This window comes from Mesorhizobium sp. WSM3879, assembly GCF_002294915.1.
Taxonomy (GTDB): domain Bacteria; phylum Pseudomonadota; class Alphaproteobacteria; order Rhizobiales; family Rhizobiaceae; genus Mesorhizobium.
Genome location: NZ_NSFZ01000006.1, coordinates 48,131 through 67,412 on the forward strand (window position 1 = coordinate 48,131; position 19,282 = coordinate 67,412).

Genomic DNA, 19,282 nt, shown 5'->3' on the forward strand with positions numbered 1-19,282 from the left:
GCCCCGCCAAATGGCGCTGAGGGTCAGCACGACGGCTTTGCGATCCTTCCGTGACACGAGATCTTAAATGGCGGATCAGGTGCACCATACAGTGTAGCTCTGCCGCCTGCGAAAAGGTAACTCGCCAGCCTTGCCGTCTTGCCACTGCCATGTTCGTTGCGTTCTTGTGTAAGCATTGCAATAGATACTTCAAAGAAATTCATGTAATCTTTGCGACCGCAAATCCATGTCAGTGGTAGTGTCACTACAAATTATTCAGCGGCGGCAGAACCAACCTAGTGTCGTTTTACGTCCTCCGCCGAACAGCGTTTGCGAAGAGCGCGAAATGACAAAGCCAGCAGGACAAGGGTTTGGTACTTCTATTTGGCGTCGTGCTGACCAATGATGATACTTGTCGATCGCCTAATGACAGCAGCACATATTGATCGCCTTCGAATCCTGGGCCTTTGCGCGCATGCTGACCTGACTGTCTGCGAACTAGCAGAGATTCTGGATCTGCGTCGCGAGCGCGTTGCACGACACGTCCGGAGGCTCACCAGAGCCGACTTTCTTTGCGGCAACGGACAACGTCCTTGGTCCTCATATCATCTCAATACAGTGGGCAAGGACCGAGGTTTGGTTCAATTCTTGGTCGATCTCCTGCCCCACGACGATGGGCCTCATAAGCGGGACCTGGAGCGGCTCGAGGCGGTACAAGACGCGCGGGCCAAGGGGACCGCTTGCTTGATGGGGAATAGATCCATCCAATTGGAGCGCGAATTGCCATGAGCAACTGCGCCGAGGGTGCCATCGCGCAGCCCGACACTTTCGGACGGTCTTCCTTGGTCCACGTCGATTACCGCGTTCACGAACTGCTTCTACGACAGAGGCGGCACGAGCGGACGACGCTCAAACTCATCGCGTCCGAGAACTTTGCCTCCTCGGCCGTTCTGGAAGCGACCGGCTCGATCTTCGCGAACAAGTATGCCGAGGGCTACCCGGGTGCGCGCTACTACGCGGGAAACGAGATTGTCGATGAGCTTGAAAACGTCGCTATCGAGCGCTTGAAGGCGCTATTCGGCTGTGAACACGCGAACGTCCAGCCATATTCCGGCTCCCCGGCCAATCAGGCTATCTATCGCGCGCTTTTGAGCCCCCGTGACGAAGTCATGGGCTTGCCTTTACCCGAAGGCGGCCATCTGACGCACGGTTGGGCGGTCAACTTCTCCGGCACCGATTATCAGCGAGTCCCGTACATGCTGCACGAAAAGACGCAGCAAATTGACTATGACCAATTGCGCGAGACAGCCAAGCGGGAACGCCCGAAGCTAATTTGGGTCGGCGGAACTGCTTATCCACGTATTTTTGACTACGCGGCAATGGCCGAAATCGCTGCGGAGGCGAAGGCCTATCTTGTGGCCGACATTGCGCACATCAGCGGCCTTATTGTCGCCGGAGCGCATCCGAATCCCGTGGCCCATTGCGACGTCGTCACCAGCACGTCTCATAAGTCGATCCGTGGGCCCCGTGGAGGCTTTATTCTGTCGAAGAAGGAAGATCGCTATCAGGCGCTTTATCATCCGAACAGCCAACACAATCTGGCCGAACGTATAGACCGCGCCGTGTTCCCTCTCCTGCAAGGCGGACCGCATATGAATACTATCGCCGCGCTTGCCGTCGCTTTGCAGGAAGCAGCGAACCCGTCCTTTCGTATCTACGGTCAGCAGATCGTCAACAACGCCAAGGCTCTGGCCCAGGCGCTTCTGGAGCGAGGTTATGAACTCGTCACCGGGGGCACTGACAATCACATGCTGATCCTTGATCTTCGGAACCGGCCGCTGTCAGGCAAAGCGTATTCCGATCGCCTGGCAAGGGCAGGCATCATTACGAACTGCAATATGGTGCCGGGCGACCGGCGGCATCCGGCGCTCACAAGCGGCATTCGCTTAGGGACACCAGCGGTGACGTCCATGGGCATGCGCGAGACGGAGATGGCGCAAATCGCCGATTTCATCGACTCGGTCTGCCGCCAGCCCGATGACCAGGAGGTTCATGCGAGCGTACGAAGAGAGGTTGCAAACTTCTGCACTGCGTTCGAGGTCCCCGGCATCACCGACCGATAAGCCACCCCAGTCCATAAACTCCTCACCTAACCCCAACACTTGAAGCGAGGCATACATGACCAGGCAGTTCGTGTTCTCTTCCGAATCCGTCGGCGCGGGACACCCCGACAAGATGGCAGATAACATCTCAGATGCCATCCTCGATGCCATTCTCCGGACCGACCCGAAGGCGCGCGTCGCCTGTGAAACGTTGGTGAAGACAGGGATGGTCGTTCTGGCTGGCGAGATCACCACCCATGCGCAGATCGACTACAGCCAAGTCGCCCGCGATACGATCCTGGATATTGGCTACGACGACGTTGCCGTCGGCTTTGATGGCCGACGTTGTGCCGTCGTTCTGGCTCTCACCGAGCAGTCACCCGACATAAGCCAGGGCGTTGACGAAGGACGAGGGCAGGATCTGGAGCAGGGGGCGGGAGATCAGGGCCTCATGTTTGGATTCGCATGCAATGACACCTATACATTGATGCCCTTGCCGATCCAACTCGCTCACCGTTTGACCAAAAGACAGGCAGAGGTCCGAAAAGCAGGACAACTTGGCTGGCTGCGTCCGGATGTGAAATCTCAAGTGTCGGTACGCTACGAGGGTCTTCGGCCGGTGGCGCTGGATACCATAGTCCTGTCGACGCAGCATGACGAGGCGGTCTCCCAAGATACAGTCCCGCGATGGCGTCATTGAGGAGATCATAAAACCGGTCCTGCCGACCCACATTGATACTTCTGGGATCAGATTTCTGGTCAACCCAACAGGGCGGTTCGTGGTCGGTGGGCCCGCCGGTGACTGCGGCCTGACTGGACGCAAGATTATCGTCGATTCCTACGGTGGAACCGGGCGTCACGGCGGCGGCGCCTTTTCGGGCAAGGACCCATCCAAGGTTGACCGCTCGGCCGCCTATGCCGCCCGGTATGTCGCGAAGAACATCGTTGCCAGCGGGCTTGCAGAGGTCTGCGAGATTCAGCTTGCTTACGCGATCGGCGTGGCCAGTCCGGTTTCTGTCATGGTCAACACATTCGGAACTGCAAGGATTGAGGAAAAAAAGATCGAGCGCCTTATTCTTGAGCTTTTCGATCTCCGACCGAAAGGCATCATCAAGATGCTTGATCTCTTACGCCCGATATACCGCAAGACCGCGACATACGGGCACTTCGGCCGCGAAGAGCCTGAGTTCACCTGGGAAAAGACGGACAGAGCCGACGACTTGCTGCGTGAAGCAGGACCGGCAGCTGCGTGAGGGCCGTTGGATCAAGCAATGCGGCAATCCATTTCAACTCGCTAGACCCGCGCCCGGCCGGCATGCCAGATAGCCGGGTGGGTTCTTGGCGGAGATTTTGATGCCGGAATATGACGTGCTTTGCATCGGCAATGCCATTGTCGACATCATCGCGCAATGCGACGAGGCTTTTCTCGAGACCAACGGCATCATCAAGGGCGCGATGAACCTTATCGACGCCAGGCGCGCCGAGCTGCTGTACAGCCGCATGGGGCCGGCGATCGAGGCTTCCGGCGGCAGCGCCGGCAACACCGCCGCCGGCGTCGCCAGCCTCGGCGGACGGGCCGCCTTCTTCGGCAAGGTATCGAACGACGCGCTGGGCGAGATCTACACGCACGACATCCAGGCCCAGGGCGTGGCCTTCGACACCAGGCCGCTTACAGGCCAGCCGCCCACGGCGCGCTCGATGATCTTCGTCACGCCCGACGGCGAGCGGTCGATGAACACCTATCTCGGCGCCTGTGTCGAGCTTGGTCCCGAGGATGTCGAGGCCGACAAGGCCGCCGGCGCCAGGGTGACCTATTTCGAGGGTTATCTGTGGGATCCGCCGCGCGCCAAGGAGGCCATCCGCCAGACTGCAAGGCTGGCGCATGCGGCCGGCCGCGAGGTGTCGATGACGCTGTCGGATTCCTTCTGCGTCGCCCGCTACCGCGACGAGTTCCTCGAGCTGATGCGCTCAGGCACCGTCGACATCGTCTTTGCCAACAGCCATGAGATCAAGTCGCTCTACCAGACCGCTTCCTTCGAGGAGGCGCTCGCCGCCATCCGCAAGGATTGCAGAATAGCCGCCGTCACCCGTTCCGAGAAAGGCTCGGTCATCGTGCGCGGCGACGAGACCGTCATCATCGAGGCGACGAAGATCAAGGAGCTGGTCGACACGACCGGCGCCGGCGATCTCTATGCCGCCGGCTTCCTTTACGGCTACACGACCGGACGCAGCCTCAAGGAGTGCGGCGACCTCGGCTCGCTGGCGGCCGGTTTGGTGATCCAGCAGATCGGCCCGCGCCCGCGCCAGAATCTGCGCCGCGAGGCCGAGCAGGCCGGGTTGTTCTAGCCGGCCTGCAACGACGGGCGCACCGTTCCCCTCCTGCGGACCGTGCGGGGCGGTGCGCGTAAATCGAAATGTCAGATGCGCATCCGCGTGAGAAGCAGCCGCAGGGGCATGCCACGATGGAAAGGGTGAGTATCGCCCTCCAGTGCGAACCTTCTGCCGTGCGATATGGGAAGCGTTCCGATCAGTAGCTCGCCCTGTCGCATATCTTGCTCACCCGCCGTGGTCGACCTCATGTGCTAACACGTCGGCCGTGCGATACAGCGGGGAAGAGGCCGACTCGTGAATTGACATGAACGCATCACCCGATTGAAATTATCCTGCTGGGAGCGCAGCGCTGTTCACGCCGGTCGGACGATGATGGGCAGTCATAAGGACCATCGTGAGCCACGCCAGCATCGCCATGACGATGACACGGTTTCTTTCGCGGAACGGTCTTCCAGCCAAGCTACTTTGTCCGTTCGTCGACCGTAACCGCACCCGCTGTCGACGCCGACGTCATCCGTTCAACACCAGCAAGGGTTTTGGCTTTTTCAAATTGCCGGAGGGCGTCTAGGCACATCCGGGTGCTGCAGGCGGCCGGGAGCCGCGGTGTTTCCGAGGCAAGGCGTCTCAAGGTCACGACGGAAGAAAGTCCAAAAGGTCACCAGGTCTCTCAGGTGCTGGAGGTCGATCGCGAAACGCAGCTACACACGCGTAGCGCTGGAGAGCCCGCCGCCGGGACGAGCGCCCAGTTGGAGAGCGAGGGCACGGTCAAGTGGTACAATGCGCAAAAGGGCTTCGGCTTCCTTGCTCCTCAAAACCGTGAGAAGGACATCTTCGTTCATGCCACCGCGCTGACCCGCTCAGGACTGGGCACGCCGATCGAGGGTCAGAAGGTGTTTGTCCAATGCGGGCAGGGCCAGAAAGGCCCGGGGGTTCGGAGCATTCGCCTCGCTTAAAGCCAATCCGTTGGTCCAAGACCGAAATCGCGTCTTAGACAAAGAAAAAGCCCGCTGCCGGGAGGAGGTGGCAGCGGGCTCGATTTTCGAATGAGACACGGGAGGAGGTGCGCCCCATTCAGCGTCGGCACCATATCTGGGAGGAGTAGATGGCCGACAACATGAGCATATCGATAGCCGCGGATATTGCAACGCACAAATCATATCTCGCAGGTGCGAAATCATGCCGCATCGGCTTGGTCGATCTGAAAAAATTGTGGTCAGGCTGCGCCATTCTTGCGGCCGCGCTTGGCAGGTGCTGACGTTTCCGGTTCCTTCGGCTTGCGGCCGAGACCCATGGTCTTGGCCAACGCCGAGCGCGCGGCAGCGTAGTTCGGCGCCACCATGGGATAGTCCGCCGGCAGTCCCCATTTCGCGCGATATTCGTCGGGCGTAAGGCCATGGTGGGTTGCCAGGTGACGCTTAAGCGACTTGAACTTCTTACCGTCCTCAAGGCTGACAATGTAATCGGGTGTAACCGATTTTCTGATCGGTACGGCAGGGTTGAGAGGTTCCGACTTTTCTGGTGCGGCACCACCGGCACTGGTTTTCAATGCGATGTGGATCTGGCCGATAAGCCCAGGCAGTTCACCGACGGGAACCGGATTGTTCGAAACATAGGCTGAGACGACATGGGCGGTGAGTTCGATGAGGTTGTCAGCTTTCGTCTCGGTTTCTTCGGTCATGAAAACGCTCCTGCGGACTTAGACTGGGCGGTGGAGAATCAATTCATAGCTAAATAGTGACGACCGCGTTTGATGGCAACCAAGCCATTGCACGATCTGTTGGCGGATCGCTACACACCCGGCCGCAGTCGCAGGATATTCCTCTTCAACCGTCATCGTCCTGACAACACCGCTGTGCCATGGTTGTGCCGCGTCCGATGCGGGGCGCCTCTTCACGCAAATTGGTTACGGATAGTTTGGAGAAACGAATGAACGCAAAGGCTTTCAGCAACCCCCTTTTCGTGAAGCGCTCAACGCACATCATCCAAGAGATTGCCGGCCTTGCGGATGCCATCGATTTTCTCAACGAGTGGCCGGAAGATCGCAGAGACATGATCCACGAGGTCGCCCTGAGGGCATGCTACGATGCATACGATGGGCGCAAGCCGGTAAGCACGGCTCGCAACGCCTTTTTCGGCTTTGCGAAACGGGTCGCCATATTGGAAGATCCAACCTCGGCGATGAAGTGGATTGCCGCCTGCAGATCGGGCAGTGGAAAAGTGCAGGTGTAGCCTTCGACGACATGTTTGAGGCTGGCAAGGCGCGTCAAAGAGTGCAGTATGTTCAGGTTCCACAGCTAGACTACGCGAATGAGAAGCAGTTCCTCACCACCGACTCCAAGAGCGCAGATCGCACGCAACCTGACTATGGCCAGACGCAGCTCATGGCGATCGCTTGGTCGCCAATGGTCCGCTTAAGTGGTCCAGGTGCATCGGTCGCGTTCGACTGAGTAAACAAATACGACCGGGGCGGTTTGCCGCATAGTAGCTGTGGAGGAGGGGGGATGACCGGGTTGATCAGATTTGAGAGGCCAGTCGTTGTTCAGGTCAGCCGCCGCAGCTCAGAGCGTATCGTGTTCGACGTCAACGACGCGGCCGCTATCTTGCTGCGGGATCTGCATCATGAGACCGATAAACGCAGAATAGCGATGGAGGCCTGTCTGCAGGTGTTACGCGGTAAGACCCATGCGCCAGCCGCTCGACGAGCTTTCGTCGCAGCCGCGCTCGAAGCACGCATTCTACGCAACGATTGAGATTTATGACGCCGCTTGCGCGGTCCGAACACCGCTGCCGGCATCCGCCAGGAGCAAGCCAACCCCGCACTTTCCGCGATGGCTTTCCTGGTCGCGAGTGGGATCTTCCACCATCAAAACGCAACGGTCCGCCAGCCAAGCTGCGGTCGCTCGGCTTCGCCTTCGCGGCGATCGTAATCGGAGACAGAGGCAGACGGGCCATTGAGCGAGAGTTGGCCCGCTGCAGATGACAAAGCGCGATGCCGCCTCGATAGTCTACAGAAGTGCCGTTTGAATGTTCCCCTGCTTAGCGCTGCATCCGGTTTCCCGGAACACCCTTGGACCGGCGCCACGTGATCGCCGATGCCTCTCCCGATGATCGCCGATCGTCGGAGTGGAGGTCTCGGCGTCGGAAAGATGATAGTGATATTGGACTATCCCAATCCGGAGTAGTCCGAAACCCGCTGGAGGTCAGCCGTCTCGTTTCTGGCCGGCTCATTTGAGGGCCGGCCTTCGATCGCTCACCAGCCCCGGCCTTTGGAACAGCTGGCTTGGACGCGTTATAACAAGGCCCGCGACAGACCAAGCTTGCCGAGGTTTCGTCAGCGGCAGCTCGATTTCTTTGGGTGAGCCGGATAGACTCGCCCGCGGTGTAGCGTCGCCGCTCACCGCCGGCGAGTGTCACCGAGCCCTACGCCGTCTGCGTTTTTTCCCGAATTGCGCGTGCCGCAGCCACCATGTTCGCCAGGGCAGGCCGGACCTCCTCCCATCTGCGCGTTTTGAGACCGCAGTCGGGATTCACCCACACTTGGTCATCCAGCAATCGTTCGCGCGCAAGCATGATGAGGTTGGAAATCTCGCCCACTTCCGGGACCCGCGGCGAGTGAATGTCATAGACGCCAGGTCCGATGTCGTTCGGATACTTGAAGGTTCGAAGCGTATCGAGCAGTTCCATCTGCGAGCGCGAGGTTTCAATGGAGATCACATCGGCATCCATTGCGGCAATCGCGTCCACGATGTCGCCGAACTCGGAGTAGCACATATGGGTGTGGATCTGGGTCGCATCGCTGACGGCCGTCGAAGCCAGCCGGAAGCATTCGACGGCCCAGTCGAGATAGGCCTCCCAGTCGGCCGCGCGCAGCGGCAAGCCCTCCCGCAGTGCGGCTTCGTCGATCTGGATCATCTTGGCGCCGGCCTTTTCAAGGTCGCTCACTTCATCGCGAATGGCGAGCGCGACCTGGCGGCAGACGGCTGAGCGCGGAAGGTCGTCTCGGACGAAGGACCAGTTGAGGATCGTCACCGGGCCGGTAAGCATGCCCTTCACCGGCTTCAGCGTTAGCGACTGGGCATATCGCCACCAATCCAGTGTCATCGGATTTTGTCGCGACACATCTCCAATGATGATCGGGGGTCGCACAAAGCGCGAGCCATAGCTCTGCACCCACCCGTGTTGCGTGAAGGCGAAGCCGCAGAGCTGCTCGGCGAAATATTGCACCATATCGTTGCGCTCGAATTCGCCGTGGACCAGCACGTCGAGTCCAATCTCTTCTTGCCAGCGAACGGCGGCTCTTATCTCTTTCTTCAGGAACGCTTCATAGTCGATGTAACTCAGCTGGCCTTTGGCATGAGCTGCCCGCGCCTTGCGAATCTCGGCTGTTTGCGGGAAGGAGCCGATCGTCGTGGTGGGGAGGAGGGCAAACCAAATGCGTCGGCCTGAAGCTTGGAGCGGACGGGAAATGCGCTCTTCCGACGCGTCATGCCGACCTTGATGCTGGCGATCCGGCCTTCGACCAGCGGATCATGCACCTTCGCGGATGTCGCGCGAACGGCGGCAGCCTCAGCCGACGCCTCCAGTTCGGCGGCAACTGCGTCCCGGCCTTCGGCCAGGGCACGGGCGAGCACGACCAGCTCGTCGGTCTTTTGCGTTGCGAAGGCGAGCCACGACCTTACATCCGCATCGAGTGCCGTCTCCATGTCCAGGTCGATCGGCACATGCAGCATCGAGCAGGACGGGGCAATCTCCACCCGCTCCAGCGGCCAATCGGCGACGATCGACTTGATACGGTCAAGTACGGCAGGCAGGTTCGCGCGCCAGACGTTGCGGCCGTCGATCAGCCCGAGCGAGAGCACAAGTTCCTTCCGCGCGAGCCGGCCGATGGCGTCCAACTGCTCTGGAGCGCGCACGAGATCCACGTGCAGTCCCGCCACGGGCAGAGAAATTGCGGTCTCGAGATTGTCTCCCAGCGATCCGAAATAGGTAGCGACCATGATCTTCAACTCGGGTGCTGCTTTCGACAGCCGGGAGTAGGCGAATTGGAGCGCATCCCGTTCGTTGGGAATCAGATCGAGCACGAGCGCCGGCTCATCGATCTGCACCCAATCGGCTCCCGCGAGCTTTAGCCTCTGCAGGAGCACCTCGTAGACAGGCAGCAGCCGTGGCAGGAGCGCGATAGGGTTGAAACCTTTCTCAGATGACTTCGCCAACTTGAGAAAGGTAACCGGTCCAAGCAGGACCGGGCGAGTGTGGATGCCGAGCGCCTTGGCCTCGAGGAAATGATCGACCGGTTTCGCCGACGAGAGGGAAAAGCTCTGATCGTCCGTGAGTTCCGGCACTATGTAATGATAGTTGGTGTCGAACCATTTGGTCATTTCCATCGCGGCAAGGCCATGCCGACTGGCCGCATGCTCGTCACCGGCATGTCCACGATCCGCGGCCTGACCTTGGTTGCCGCGCGCCATGGCGAAATAGATATCGAGTGGGACCTCGCCGCCAGTCCAGGCGTATCGTGCCGGCACGGCGCCGACCATGGCGACTGTGTCGAGCACATGGTCATAAAGTGAGAAATCGTTGGACGGGATTTTCGACACGCCGCGATCGTGCTGCTCCCTCCAGCTAGCGGCACGCAGCGTCTTCGCCGCCGCGAGCAAGTCGTCAGCGGGAGATTTTCCGGACCAGTAGTTTTCAAGCGCGAATTTCAGTTCCCGCCGTCGACCGATACGCGGCACGCCGAGCGTTGCTACAGCAATTCGTTGAGAGACAGTCATGCCATACCCCGATGGTTGGGGCGGGGGACAAGGAACCCGCGAATAGGCGGTACGAAGCCGAGCTACCGCGACCACCGGATACCCCGCCCGTGGACGTTGTTCGACGTGGCAGGTCTCCTGGCTCGCGGGTCAAAGCCTCTGCCCGTCTTCCCGAGGCCGTTCGCCTCAGTGACATCAATGGGCTTGGCTCGCCGTAACAGTTGCGGGGGCAGCGCCGGCATCGCACCGGCTTCCCTCTTAGCTCCGCTACGGCAGTGCCGCGCGGAGAACCATGACATGCGCACAATCACAGCCGCTTCGTTCCTTGTCAATACCATATAACGAGATGTTTATGTGATTATGCGAAAAGCGCCTTGCGCTGATCGGTCTCTGTCGTCCGAATATGCCCCCGAGCCGGGCAGGCGGAACTGCCCAAAGCTTGGCTCGCAGATCGGTGTCGTAGACGGGCGCGAGCAATAAGGGGGAGGTGGAGGGGGAGGGTAAGACGCGCAGGGGGATTTTGGAAACGCGACAGCCTGCTGTGCCAGCAGCACCAGGACGACGGCCGCTGCTACTCCCCGCGCCACGTTCATTCGCTTTGTTGCCATGATATTTCTCCTTGCTCTTCAGAATTGTAGTCTGTGGTGTGAAGTGCTCCGTCGATTGATTGAGATCGACAAGGCGCTAGCGCGCATTGTGCAAACTGTACTCGCACGGTTTGTACCTTGCCGCAGTCCTCGACCTGTACTCACTCATCCGAAGTTCGCCCTTGTCGAGCTCCGGGTCCTTTATGAAAGCCATCGGCATGCCACCCGATCGCACTGCGAAGGAAACCGATACCAAGGCTGATGAATGCGGCTCGCTCCCGATTGTCCTTGCCGTAGCCGTGCCCGCCCGCGCTGGGCTCGTAGAAGTAAGCGGGATAGCCAGGGGCCTGCAGCTTTGCCGCCATCTTGCGCGCATGGCCCGGGTGGACGCGGTCGTCGCGTCTCATGGTGGCGAGCAGGATAGGCGGATAGGGCTGTCCCGACGACGCGGCGTGATAGGCCGAGATTTCACTCAGGAAAGCCCAATCGTCAGCCTTGTCGGGATCGCCATATTCGTCGATCCAACTCGCGCCTGCCAGAAGCTTGGTGTAGCGGCGCATGTCGACAAGCGGAACCGTGCAGAACAGCGCGCCGAAACGCTCAGGATAGCGGGTAAGCATGTTGGCGATTAGCAGACCGCCATTTGAGCCGCCCTGGGCGGCAATCCGCCTCGGCAGTGTGATGCCCCTTCGCACGAGATCGGCGGCAACGGCGGCGAAATCGTCATGGGCGAGACGCTTGCCCTCCCTGCGCCCGGCTTCGTGCCAGCAGGTGCCGAACTCGCCGCCGCCGCGGATGTTGGCCACCACACACGTGCCGCCGCGCTCGAGCCACAGCTTGCCGAGGGTGGAGTTGTAGGAGGGCAGGAGCGATATGCCGAACCCGCCATAGGCGGTAAGATGAACTGGGGCATCTCCGTTCCCGTTTGGTGGACCGACCTGCGTATAGGGGATCATCTCACCATCAATCGAGACTGCCTCGTGGCGTGTGATCACCAGTGCGGATGCGTCGAAATTCTCCGGGCTGCGCTTCAGAATTGCTGAAGCGCTGAGAGGCGGCGCGGCCTTGAGATCGAACAGCAAAAGCTGCGGCGGCGTGATCGGATCCTGAACGCAAACCAGGACCTCCCCATTGGTCTCGTGATCTGCCGCATCGAGTGACCAGAGGTGAACAGTCCCTTGCGACGGCAAGGCGTCCAGGGCTCGGCGTGTCCATTCCTGCGGGCCTGGGGTGAACACCTCGAATCTCGAGCGAGGTTCGCCAGGTAGCGGATAATGAGCTTCCCGCCATTCCAGAAGAATGACTGCAGGCACCGCCTCTCGGCTGGTTCAAACAGGGTACTAAAATGACGCTCACCAGCAAGGAAAGAGGAAAGCGAAATGCCGATCAGTGCGTCGGCGCTATAGGTCGTCCCGGCGACCGTCCATGGTTTGCGCGGCTTTACCGCCAGCCAATCGCCGAAGTTAGCCCACCTGGCGTCCTTCGGAAGGTCGATCTCTGTCTTCGGCCCGCTTCTATCACCACTGTGGACTTTCTTCGCGAGCCAGCCCAATTGCTCAATGAACCACAAGCGCTCGCTCTCGGCGGTACGGTCCAGATGGCCATTCACACCGAGGGTTTCGGAACCGGTCTCGAAGATTACCGGCGCGGTGAGCGGATCCGCGCCACGCTTCCACAGTCGCACGGTGCGTGGGTAGCCGCAGCGCGTTGCCATGCCATCGCCAAGCGCACTGCATAGCACAAGAGTGTTGGGGTCGAGCCAATCAGTGTCGCCCTTGGCCTCTGGGAGATTGAAACCGTCGGCGACAAAGCTGAGAGAGCTCAGGTCGAATTCGCGATGCACGACCGCATCGCTGCCGCCTCGCGACAGGCGCAGAACGGCTCTTTCCCGTCTCTCCGGCTCGATCAACGCACCACTCCAGACCCAGTCCTCTCCGTCGCTAGCCGCGAGCGCATCAAGATCGAGCAGTAGCTCCCATTGGGCGTCCGCGTTCATGTAGAGGGCAAGGGTGGTTCGGCGCCACAGTCCTCGCGGATTGCCAGCATCTTGCCAAAAATTGTAGAGGTACGGACCGCAGCGCGTGACCAGGGGAATCCGGCCGGGACGATCGAAAATCGCCGTAAGCGCCGCCCGGTCGCGCTCGAACTGCGTTCCCGCGAAGTCCTTCAAGGTTTTCGCCGACTGGTTGGCGGTCCACGAAAGTGCCCGTTCACCATCCACATCTTCAAGCCAAAGATGGGGGTCATCGTCGGGCGCATTCAGTGTCGGGCGGAAATCGAATTCAGTCATGTCCGAAAGACCTGAGGAATGAAAGCGCAATGGCTCTCGTCTGCTCGAGAAGGCTCAATTTTTGCGGCGACGCCCGTATGTTCGAAAAGTGTGACCATGAATGAGTTCTTCCCAGTTGGTGCGGCGTCGCAGTGCTTTTGCGCATAGGACCGCAACCGTCGTGCCAACTGGGAAATCCTTGTTTAAACAATGGGCTCGCCCTGGCGGCGCTGTGTCCGATGTCAGACATCGTCGCGAACGCGACAATGAGCGTACCGGTAATCAGCGGGCCAAATTCCGGCGCAAGGCAGCTTATCTCGATGCCGGATCGTTCTTGTTGTTATCGACGCCAATCAGTATTTCCATTCCTGGGAGTACGAGAAGATGCCGAATAAGAAGGTCGGCACAGCCGCCTACAATCGGTTCACTATCTGCCACGTCACTGCGATTTCTCCGCTTCTTTCACTGGAAAGGCGCACCAAGAACGGGGCATTCCTCAATACAAGCGTCCGCAGCCTTCAACATACGTTCACTTGGGTTAAATCCTGGCAGCATTTGCCCAAGGATCATAGCGTTAAGGAACAGCGAACCGCCAAGACGCGGATGAGTCGTGTGCCCTATCGCCACGCTGTAATTTGAAGGGTTGCCACCATAGCGGAACGCAATATTCCGCGCATTTGACACACCTGCTACACCGCGTTTCTTTTTACCTTCGGCACTCATCGTTTTCTCTTCGCTTTCTTATGTTGTCTGTATCCAAACAGGCAGCACGATTGTTCAAAAATTATGCCAACTTCACCAATGACGTATCTGCTTACGCGCTCATTTTCTTCACGCGTTCCGGCAAAGATAAACGCATTTGTGCTTTGAGTTACTTCTAGCTCGGAAGCTTTGCCTCTGTTGTCCGGCAACAGACGCGACACCGTCGCTCCAAGTTGCCGCCTCCCAACTTGCAAAGGCCGTGCCAGCATCTCAGCGTCCAGTAAGGTCCGTTTGCTTTGCAAAACTCGACAGTGACCAGACATCGGCTTGTAGTGAACCTCACATTTTGTCCGCCGCGGCTGGAACCGGCCGCCTGTCATTTAAGCCGCCAGATCAATTGAACGCCCATATCCGCGCACGAAGAGCTGGACCATCCTGCGCTACTTGCAGGAGCAGCGGTTCGACGTCTTGCAACATCACATCTCGCTCCAGGAGATGGTCGAAGCGTGCGCGTCTCGAAAGAGTGGCAATGCGCCTGTGCGGCCTAGGGACAAAGCAGCAGCTTCAAGAGAAGGATCGAGGCTTCTTCGTTCACCCGTCTGGACATTTGCCAAGTCGGGGCAGACGCGATCTGATTTCCGTCGGAGCACGGCACCGGGTTCACTCGAACGCCAAGCTCGCCTGGACGGCAGAAGGCCAGCACCGTGTCGCTCCAGGCAAGCCGATGCAGAACCGAATCTGCGAAGCCTTGAACGGCCGCAGCGGGACGAGCGATTGAACTTAGTAGGACCTCGATCACGCGATCAGTGATCGCTAGATGGGTCGCTGGATGCCGCCAACGGCACCCTAGCATTCAGCGCCCGGATCACACCTGCGGCCCCTATGCCGCAACGCTAACTGCAACACACGGCTGCGCAACTCGACCGGCCGGCGATCGCCTGTTGCCTCACTCCGCTCTTAGATGCGCAATGCTCAACCGAGGAGTCTGGCGTCAACCGTGCAAAGCTGGTCACAGCATTTGTCCGAGTTCGATTCATGACAATCTGTGTTCAGATACAGACATCCTGGGGCTTAAGTTCGAGCCTGCCAGGCGGACGACTCCTTGGATATGTGGTTGCTGCTCACAACTCACTTGGTGGCATGGCAATTGCATACCATGACACGTGTTGCGACATGGCCCGTCGCGCAGTCTTTAGCCCAGGAGTTCACATGACATTCTAAATTTCTCTCGATCTGCCGCGCCCATCCGGAGTGCCACAGACGGCGTAGAAAATCAAAATGGACCCAATCCGAGAATCATCAGGGGCTCCCGAGCTCCCAGTTCGAGGGCAGGATCCTTTCTGAACGTGGCGCTACGCTGAACCGGAGTGACGCAAATGTCCTGAGGCTTTCAGGCTGCTGTCACCCAAGGGTGTCAGAAGCCGGCTGTTGCTACCCTGCCGTTCACCGTTTACTTGGAGCCATCCCATGCTTAATCCAAAAGCTGGCGCTATCACCCTTTCCGCCCTAGCCCTGCTTTTTTCCGGGCTAACGACACGATATGGTCCAGTTGCCATACACTACGTCCGCCAGCTCGAAAACCATCGCCGGCTCGCCGAGGATTGGCGGAAGCTCATTCCAGAGCGGCGCGACGCACTCTTGAACGACACCGCTGCGCCAACTGCTGGCAACCCGAATGGCGACGTCCCTCTCATTGTGTTTTTGGACTACAACTGCCCGCAGTGCCGGGCGGAAGACCGTATAATCCAGCAAGCCCTCAAGGATGATCCCAAGCTGAAGGTTGTCTACAAACATTATCCGGGCGAGAAACCGGGTTCCAAATTTGCCGCACTGGCGGCGCTCGCCTCCATCAAACAGGGAAAATATGACGCGTTCCATCACGCCCTGATGGCTACTAGCGGGCAGCTCAGCGAATTCGACATTTTGACTATCGCAAGACAGGTCGGCCTTGATGTTGAACAGCTCAAGCGGGACATGAAAGACCCCGCCCTCGAAAACCTCCTCGAGCGCAATCGCGCGGTCGCCAAGGAGCTGTACATCGACGGCACGCCTGGGGTTGTTCTCGGCCTCGAAGTGATCCCAGGCGTGCCCAACATTCACAAGCTGGAACGCTTAATCGCCAAAGAGCGGGAAATTAACCGTCGTGCCGCATCACCAACTTCGGCATTTTGACAGCGCCGGCGGCCGGTGCAGTCCCTTCTCTCGCCACGAGCGTCGCCTCTCGGCCCGGCCAAATCTCTTATACGGTCCGGCAACACGGTAGTGGCCGACCACGCGGTTCTATGCAGCGCATCAGGCCAAGAGCAATGCCAAGCCGTCATGGACATCGCATCGGAGTTCAAGGGCACCAATGCCCAGGAATGGTCGCCGCGACAACAACTCCTGCGAACGGGCGCTGAGAGCCGCCGTCGTTTAACGAAAGATCACCAACGGCTATCCCGAGGACGCCCCATGAATCGCTGCAAATCATCATTTGCAATTCTTGCTTTCGGCACGTTCTGCACATCGTCGACCATCGCCATGGCGGCGCATTCGACCATCTGTTCAGCGCCCGACAAGAGCGTCGCCATTGTGGTGTTGGCTACACCTGGCTAAAGGGCAACGAGCTTGTCTACGACAAAGTGGGGCAATCATATCAGCAATTTGATCTGGGAAACCGGCGCGCCTGGTTCTGACCACCGGGCTAAGGGCCGAGGTGTGGAACAACTGGATCATTTCAGCCAACGCCGTCTTCGGTTTCTCTGGCAACAGCCATATGGAAGACTGTGATTGGCTCAAGGATGCGCCGAGCTTCGCGGCACGGGATTGGTCGCATCAGTCCATCCACCCCGAAACTCGCCTTGACCGCTACATTGACCTTTGGCAGCAGGCCCAGACTTCGTGATCAACGATGCCACGGTTATCAACCTGCATGGCGGCGTCAAATACACTGACATGAAGTGGAAGGCCTATGGCGGTTCGTACCAATATAGTGGGGAGGGGTTCCGCGATTATCGCGGGGTCCCCGGACCGAAACCGGGCATCGATTACGAACAGCGCTATTTCGGCCTGTTCCTTGGCGCGGAAGCGACCACGACGCTCGTGAACTTGAGCGCTCTCGGGTCTGCTGCGCAGCGGCTTCACCGTTGATGCAAGCTCTGTTGACGATCACTGGAGGCGCGAGCTGCGATTTGAGGACGACTTCTTCACGGTGCCGTTCATCTCGGCCGGCGCCAAGATCGATTATCAGATGACCGAACGCGCCAGCGTCTTCCTGGCCGCCAATGGCGACAAACATTTTCGGAAGAAAGGCTACGCAAAGGCCTACAACATAGCGACCGCAAACAAAAAACCTACAAGGATAGCGCTGGCGTAGACTTCTATGCCTTCACGCTGCGGGCCGGCTTCAGGCTGACGTTTTGAACGCAGCCATGTCTGACGCTGAGCCGTAGACGATGCGTGGAGTGACGATTTGGAGTAAGGACGCACAATACATCTGCGCGAAATCCTGATCGAGAACGCGCTGCACTGGACCCTCGACGTCGCCGCAGCGAGGATCAATCCCGCCTCCGAAAGGGGCACGGGGCGCATTACATGGCTATCGTCAGGCATTTCGCCATCCAAGCGTGCCGTCACGACAAGCCCCCATCAAGCTCAGGCGCAAAAAGGCCGGTTGGACCGACTATCTCGCTGCAATCCTCGGAGAACTTCGCCGTTGACCCCGATTCGGAGCTCTGCCCAAACGGCGCCGACCTCGGCCAGGATGTCAGGAATATCCGGGCGGGCGTGATCCGGCTGGCGTGAAGGTGTTGTTCGCCGGACATCAAATTTTTATTCCCGACGACCGTCTGGCGCTGGTTCGCGAAGCCGCTTCGAAGCGCGCAAAGCCAGTAGCTCAGCTGATGGCCCGCCTAACCAAAGGCGGCCATCGTAGTAGACCGCAGTCCTTCTGACCGACGTCCAAGCGGCCCAGGCGATTTCGCAAGCCGGACGCGGGTTCGCGCCGTTCGCATCAAGAGCTGCCCGGCCAAGTTGTCCCTCGCATAAAGCTGACGGTTAGCCGCAAACGGTATACCAGCTGTCGAATCGGCCATTGTTTGGAGCCACGCAAAGACCACCGTAGCAGACATTCTCATCCTTGAAGTAGGCCAGGAACTGTAGCAAATGCAATACTTCGTCCTGTTCATCTTCGTCGCGGATCCGCTCCGGAGCACCCTGCGACTTCAGTGCAAGGTGGATCAACTCGATCGCCCGATCTTTGTTGCCGCTCTCGTGATAGTACAGGGCTGCCAACGGATAAGGCAAGAGCTTGCATTGGTCGCTTTCGGGGGGATTCAGTTCCAGGATGTGTTCGGACAGCTGTTTACCCATTGCCAAGCGCTCAGCAGACGGAAACTGCGAATAGTCAAAGTTCGGGGAGAAGAGTTCCTCTAGCGCCGCAGTCATCCATTTCTCGGATTTTCTGTGGATCGCGTCGCGAACGAATTGGCTCATGACCGGCAAGCCGACCTGCATGTCCTTCATTGTGCGAAGCAACAGATTCACGTGAGAACGGCGCAAACCGAGGTTGTCCGGCATCAAGGCGATGCCTTCCTCGATCGCCGAGAGCGCCGCCTTCCAATCCTTCTTCTCCACCGCCGCGCTATATATGTCATTGATCTTCTTCTTCAGCGCCTGTTCGCGCGCTATCGTTTCGCCTACCGCGATCCGCTCCCTATCGGCGGATTTTGCTTTATTGCTGGCGCGCCAGCTGCCAGTAAGCACTTTCGGCAAAACCTCATCGAGTTGCATCGGGTAACCGATAAACGCGATTTGGCCGTCTCGGTCGACCACGAACGAGGTCGGAAGCGCGAAAGAAAAGCTGGGCTCCATCCAAAGCGTGTTCATTTCGCCGGTGAAGTCGAACGCGATCCGATAGTTCAGATTCATAAACTTTTCGGTCAACCAAGTGTCCAGCGTGCTTCGGGCCTCATCGGCCGTAGGAGCGTCTTCAGAAGCCGCGACCCCGATGATCTCAACTCCGCTGTCCTTGTATTTCTCCTGCAGCTGCATCAGACGGGGCATTCCATCCACACAAGGGGCGCACCAAGTTGCCCAAAATTCGACGATGTACACTTTGCCCGGCTCAAAGCTGGTGAGGGGCTCGCCACGCAGCCAGCTCTCGACTTGAATCGAAGGGGCCGGGGACCCGATCTGCAATACCACGTTGCGGTCTAATGCTTTTTTCAAAGCTTTCTGCATTGGTTTCCTCTCGGAGGCGGACGGGTTCAGGGAAGCATCCTTGTCTTGCACCGTTGCTTGTGTGCAAACGCTATGCCAGCGGGCTCAGCGCGCTAACCCCATGATATCTTTGAAAAGCCTCTGAAGTGCCCGGATAGCGGTTGTAATGAAACTGACAAGCCCTTTGTCAAGTTTTGGACGCGCATTGCCCGCTTTAAGGTGGGTTGTCCCTTATGTTGAGGGTGATGCATGCTCGTTGCACTTACTTGGAGAGAGTGGGGCGGGGGGCAGCCCAGAGCCAGATGAGTCATCAGCATGTTGCGAGGCCTGACTCCAGCGTCATCTTTGAATGAATCAGCG

Annotated in this window: 13 protein-coding genes, 4 pseudogenes and 1 riboswitch; of the genes and pseudogenes, 12 read left to right on the forward strand and 5 right to left on the reverse strand. The window is 58.9% G+C overall.

Annotated elements, in window-relative coordinates; translation table 11 throughout:
* Nucleotides 1-405 precede the first annotated feature (405 nt).
* The 5 genes and pseudogenes from CK218_RS15350 to CK218_RS31395 all read left to right on the forward strand — a co-directional run bounded on the left by CK218_RS15350 (nucleotide 406) and on the right by CK218_RS31395 (nucleotide 5,365).
* The gene (locus CK218_RS15350; protein ID WP_245435050.1) at nucleotides 406-768 is read left to right on the forward strand and encodes a winged helix-turn-helix domain-containing protein; all 363 of its coding nucleotides are present in this window, start codon (nucleotides 406-408) and stop codon (nucleotides 766-768) included.
* Nucleotides 765-2,102 (forward strand): serine hydroxymethyltransferase, encoded by a 1,338-nt coding sequence (locus CK218_RS15355; protein WP_095828252.1) that lies wholly within the window; start codon nucleotides 765-767, stop codon nucleotides 2,100-2,102. Before CK218_RS15350 ends, CK218_RS15355 begins: the two co-directional genes overlap by 4 nt.
* Before the next feature lie 55 nt (nucleotides 2,103-2,157).
* Nucleotides 2,158-3,334, forward strand: a pseudogene (gene metK / locus CK218_RS15360) (methionine adenosyltransferase).
* Nucleotides 3,335-3,434: 100 nt separating this feature from the next.
* Nucleotides 3,435-4,427: an adenosine kinase gene (locus CK218_RS15365; RefSeq protein ID WP_095828253.1), complete on the forward strand. Its 993-nt coding sequence runs from the start codon at nucleotides 3,435-3,437 to the stop codon at nucleotides 4,425-4,427.
* Nucleotides 4,428-4,990: 563 nt separating this feature from the next.
* Nucleotides 4,991-5,365, forward strand: a complete 375-nt coding sequence (locus CK218_RS31395; protein WP_280950827.1) for a cold-shock protein — start codon at nucleotides 4,991-4,993, stop codon at nucleotides 5,363-5,365.
* Between the two features lie 260 nt (nucleotides 5,366-5,625).
* On the opposite strand, the gene CK218_RS15375 is transcribed toward CK218_RS31395, so the two are convergent.
* The gene (locus tag CK218_RS15375; protein WP_095828254.1) at nucleotides 5,626-6,090 is read right to left on the reverse strand and encodes a MucR family transcriptional regulator; all 465 of its coding nucleotides are present in this window, start codon (nucleotides 6,088-6,090) and stop codon (nucleotides 5,626-5,628) included.
* A gap of 248 nt (nucleotides 6,091-6,338) precedes the next feature.
* Here CK218_RS15375 and CK218_RS15380 point away from each other — a divergent pair, with 248 nt between their 5' ends.
* On the forward strand, nucleotides 6,339-6,641 hold the full coding sequence (locus CK218_RS15380; RefSeq protein ID WP_095776632.1) for a DUF982 domain-containing protein: 303 nt from the start codon (nucleotides 6,339-6,341) through the stop codon (nucleotides 6,639-6,641).
* A gap of 272 nt (nucleotides 6,642-6,913) precedes the next feature.
* Nucleotides 6,914-7,162, forward strand: coding sequence for a DUF982 domain-containing protein (locus CK218_RS15390; RefSeq protein ID WP_095776630.1), 249 nt, complete (start codon nucleotides 6,914-6,916; stop codon nucleotides 7,160-7,162).
* A 670-nt stretch (nucleotides 7,163-7,832) separates the two neighbouring features.
* Here the strand turns inward: CK218_RS15390 and metE are convergent.
* From metE to CK218_RS30140, 3 genes and pseudogenes are all read right to left on the reverse strand, one after another.
* A pseudogene (gene metE / locus CK218_RS15395) lies at nucleotides 7,833-10,186 on the reverse strand (5-methyltetrahydropteroyltriglutamate--homocysteine S-methyltransferase).
* Between the two features lie 89 nt (nucleotides 10,187-10,275).
* Nucleotides 10,276-10,475, reverse strand: a riboswitch (cobalamin riboswitch).
* Between the two features lie 438 nt (nucleotides 10,476-10,913).
* Nucleotides 10,914-13,042: pseudogene (locus CK218_RS15400) on the reverse strand (prolyl oligopeptidase family serine peptidase).
* 441 nt (nucleotides 13,043-13,483) lie between these two features.
* Nucleotides 13,484-13,744 carry a hypothetical protein gene (locus tag CK218_RS30140; protein WP_143749641.1) on the reverse strand — a complete coding sequence of 87 codons (261 nt, stop codon included), beginning with the start codon at nucleotides 13,742-13,744 and terminating at the stop codon, nucleotides 13,484-13,486.
* 1,446 nt (nucleotides 13,745-15,190) lie between these two features.
* Between CK218_RS30140 and CK218_RS15405 the strand changes: the two genes are divergently transcribed.
* The 5 genes and pseudogenes from CK218_RS15405 to CK218_RS30150 all read left to right on the forward strand — a co-directional run.
* Nucleotides 15,191-15,895 carry a DsbA family protein gene (locus tag CK218_RS15405; RefSeq protein ID WP_095776626.1) on the forward strand — a complete coding sequence of 235 codons (705 nt, stop codon included), beginning with the start codon at nucleotides 15,191-15,193 and terminating at the stop codon, nucleotides 15,893-15,895.
* 147 nt (nucleotides 15,896-16,042) lie between these two features.
* Nucleotides 16,043-16,318, forward strand: coding sequence for a hypothetical protein (locus CK218_RS30145; RefSeq protein WP_143749017.1), 276 nt, complete (start codon nucleotides 16,043-16,045; stop codon nucleotides 16,316-16,318).
* Between the two features lie 285 nt (nucleotides 16,319-16,603).
* Nucleotides 16,604-16,852 carry an omptin family outer membrane protease gene (locus tag CK218_RS31400; RefSeq protein WP_179294518.1) on the forward strand — a complete coding sequence of 83 codons (249 nt, stop codon included), beginning with the start codon at nucleotides 16,604-16,606 and terminating at the stop codon, nucleotides 16,850-16,852.
* Nucleotides 16,830-17,078, forward strand: coding sequence for an omptin family outer membrane protease (locus CK218_RS31405; protein WP_280950828.1), 249 nt, complete (start codon nucleotides 16,830-16,832; stop codon nucleotides 17,076-17,078). Before CK218_RS31400 ends, CK218_RS31405 begins: the two co-directional genes overlap by 23 nt.
* A gap of 135 nt (nucleotides 17,079-17,213) precedes the next feature.
* A pseudogene (locus CK218_RS30150) lies at nucleotides 17,214-17,421 on the forward strand (ISAs1 family transposase); the annotation flags it as partial.
* 337 nt (nucleotides 17,422-17,758) lie between these two features.
* Here CK218_RS30150 and CK218_RS15425 read toward each other — a convergent pair.
* Nucleotides 17,759-18,943, reverse strand: a complete 1,185-nt coding sequence (locus CK218_RS15425) for a TlpA disulfide reductase family protein (RefSeq protein ID WP_179294519.1) — start codon at nucleotides 18,941-18,943, stop codon at nucleotides 17,759-17,761.
* Between the last annotated feature and the right edge of the window lie 339 nt (nucleotides 18,944-19,282).

Bases quoted from the DNA above. Each gene is read 5' to 3' on its own strand.
- CK218_RS15425 (WP_179294519.1), bottom strand. From the start codon at position 18,943: ATGCAGAAAGCTTTGAAAAAAGCATTAGACCGCAACGTGGTATTGCAG.
- CK218_RS15390 (WP_095776630.1), top strand. From the start codon at position 6,914: ATGACCGGGTTGATCAGATTTGAGAGGCCAGTCGTTGTTCAGGTCAGC.
- CK218_RS15405 (WP_095776626.1), top strand. From the start codon at position 15,191: ATGCTTAATCCAAAAGCTGGCGCTATCACCCTTTCCGCCCTAGCCCTG.
- CK218_RS15350 (WP_245435050.1), top strand. From the start codon at position 406: ATGACAGCAGCACATATTGATCGCCTTCGAATCCTGGGCCTTTGCGCG.
- CK218_RS30145 (WP_143749017.1), top strand. From the start codon at position 16,043: ATGGACATCGCATCGGAGTTCAAGGGCACCAATGCCCAGGAATGGTCG.
- CK218_RS15365 (WP_095828253.1), top strand. From the start codon at position 3,435: ATGCCGGAATATGACGTGCTTTGCATCGGCAATGCCATTGTCGACATC.
- CK218_RS30140 (WP_143749641.1), bottom strand. From the start codon at position 13,744: ATGAGTGCCGAAGGTAAAAAGAAACGCGGTGTAGCAGGTGTGTCAAAT.
- CK218_RS15375 (WP_095828254.1), bottom strand. From the start codon at position 6,090: ATGACCGAAGAAACCGAGACGAAAGCTGACAACCTCATCGAACTCACC.
- CK218_RS15355 (WP_095828252.1), top strand. From the start codon at position 765: ATGAGCAACTGCGCCGAGGGTGCCATCGCGCAGCCCGACACTTTCGGA.
- CK218_RS15380 (WP_095776632.1), top strand. From the start codon at position 6,339: ATGAACGCAAAGGCTTTCAGCAACCCCCTTTTCGTGAAGCGCTCAACG.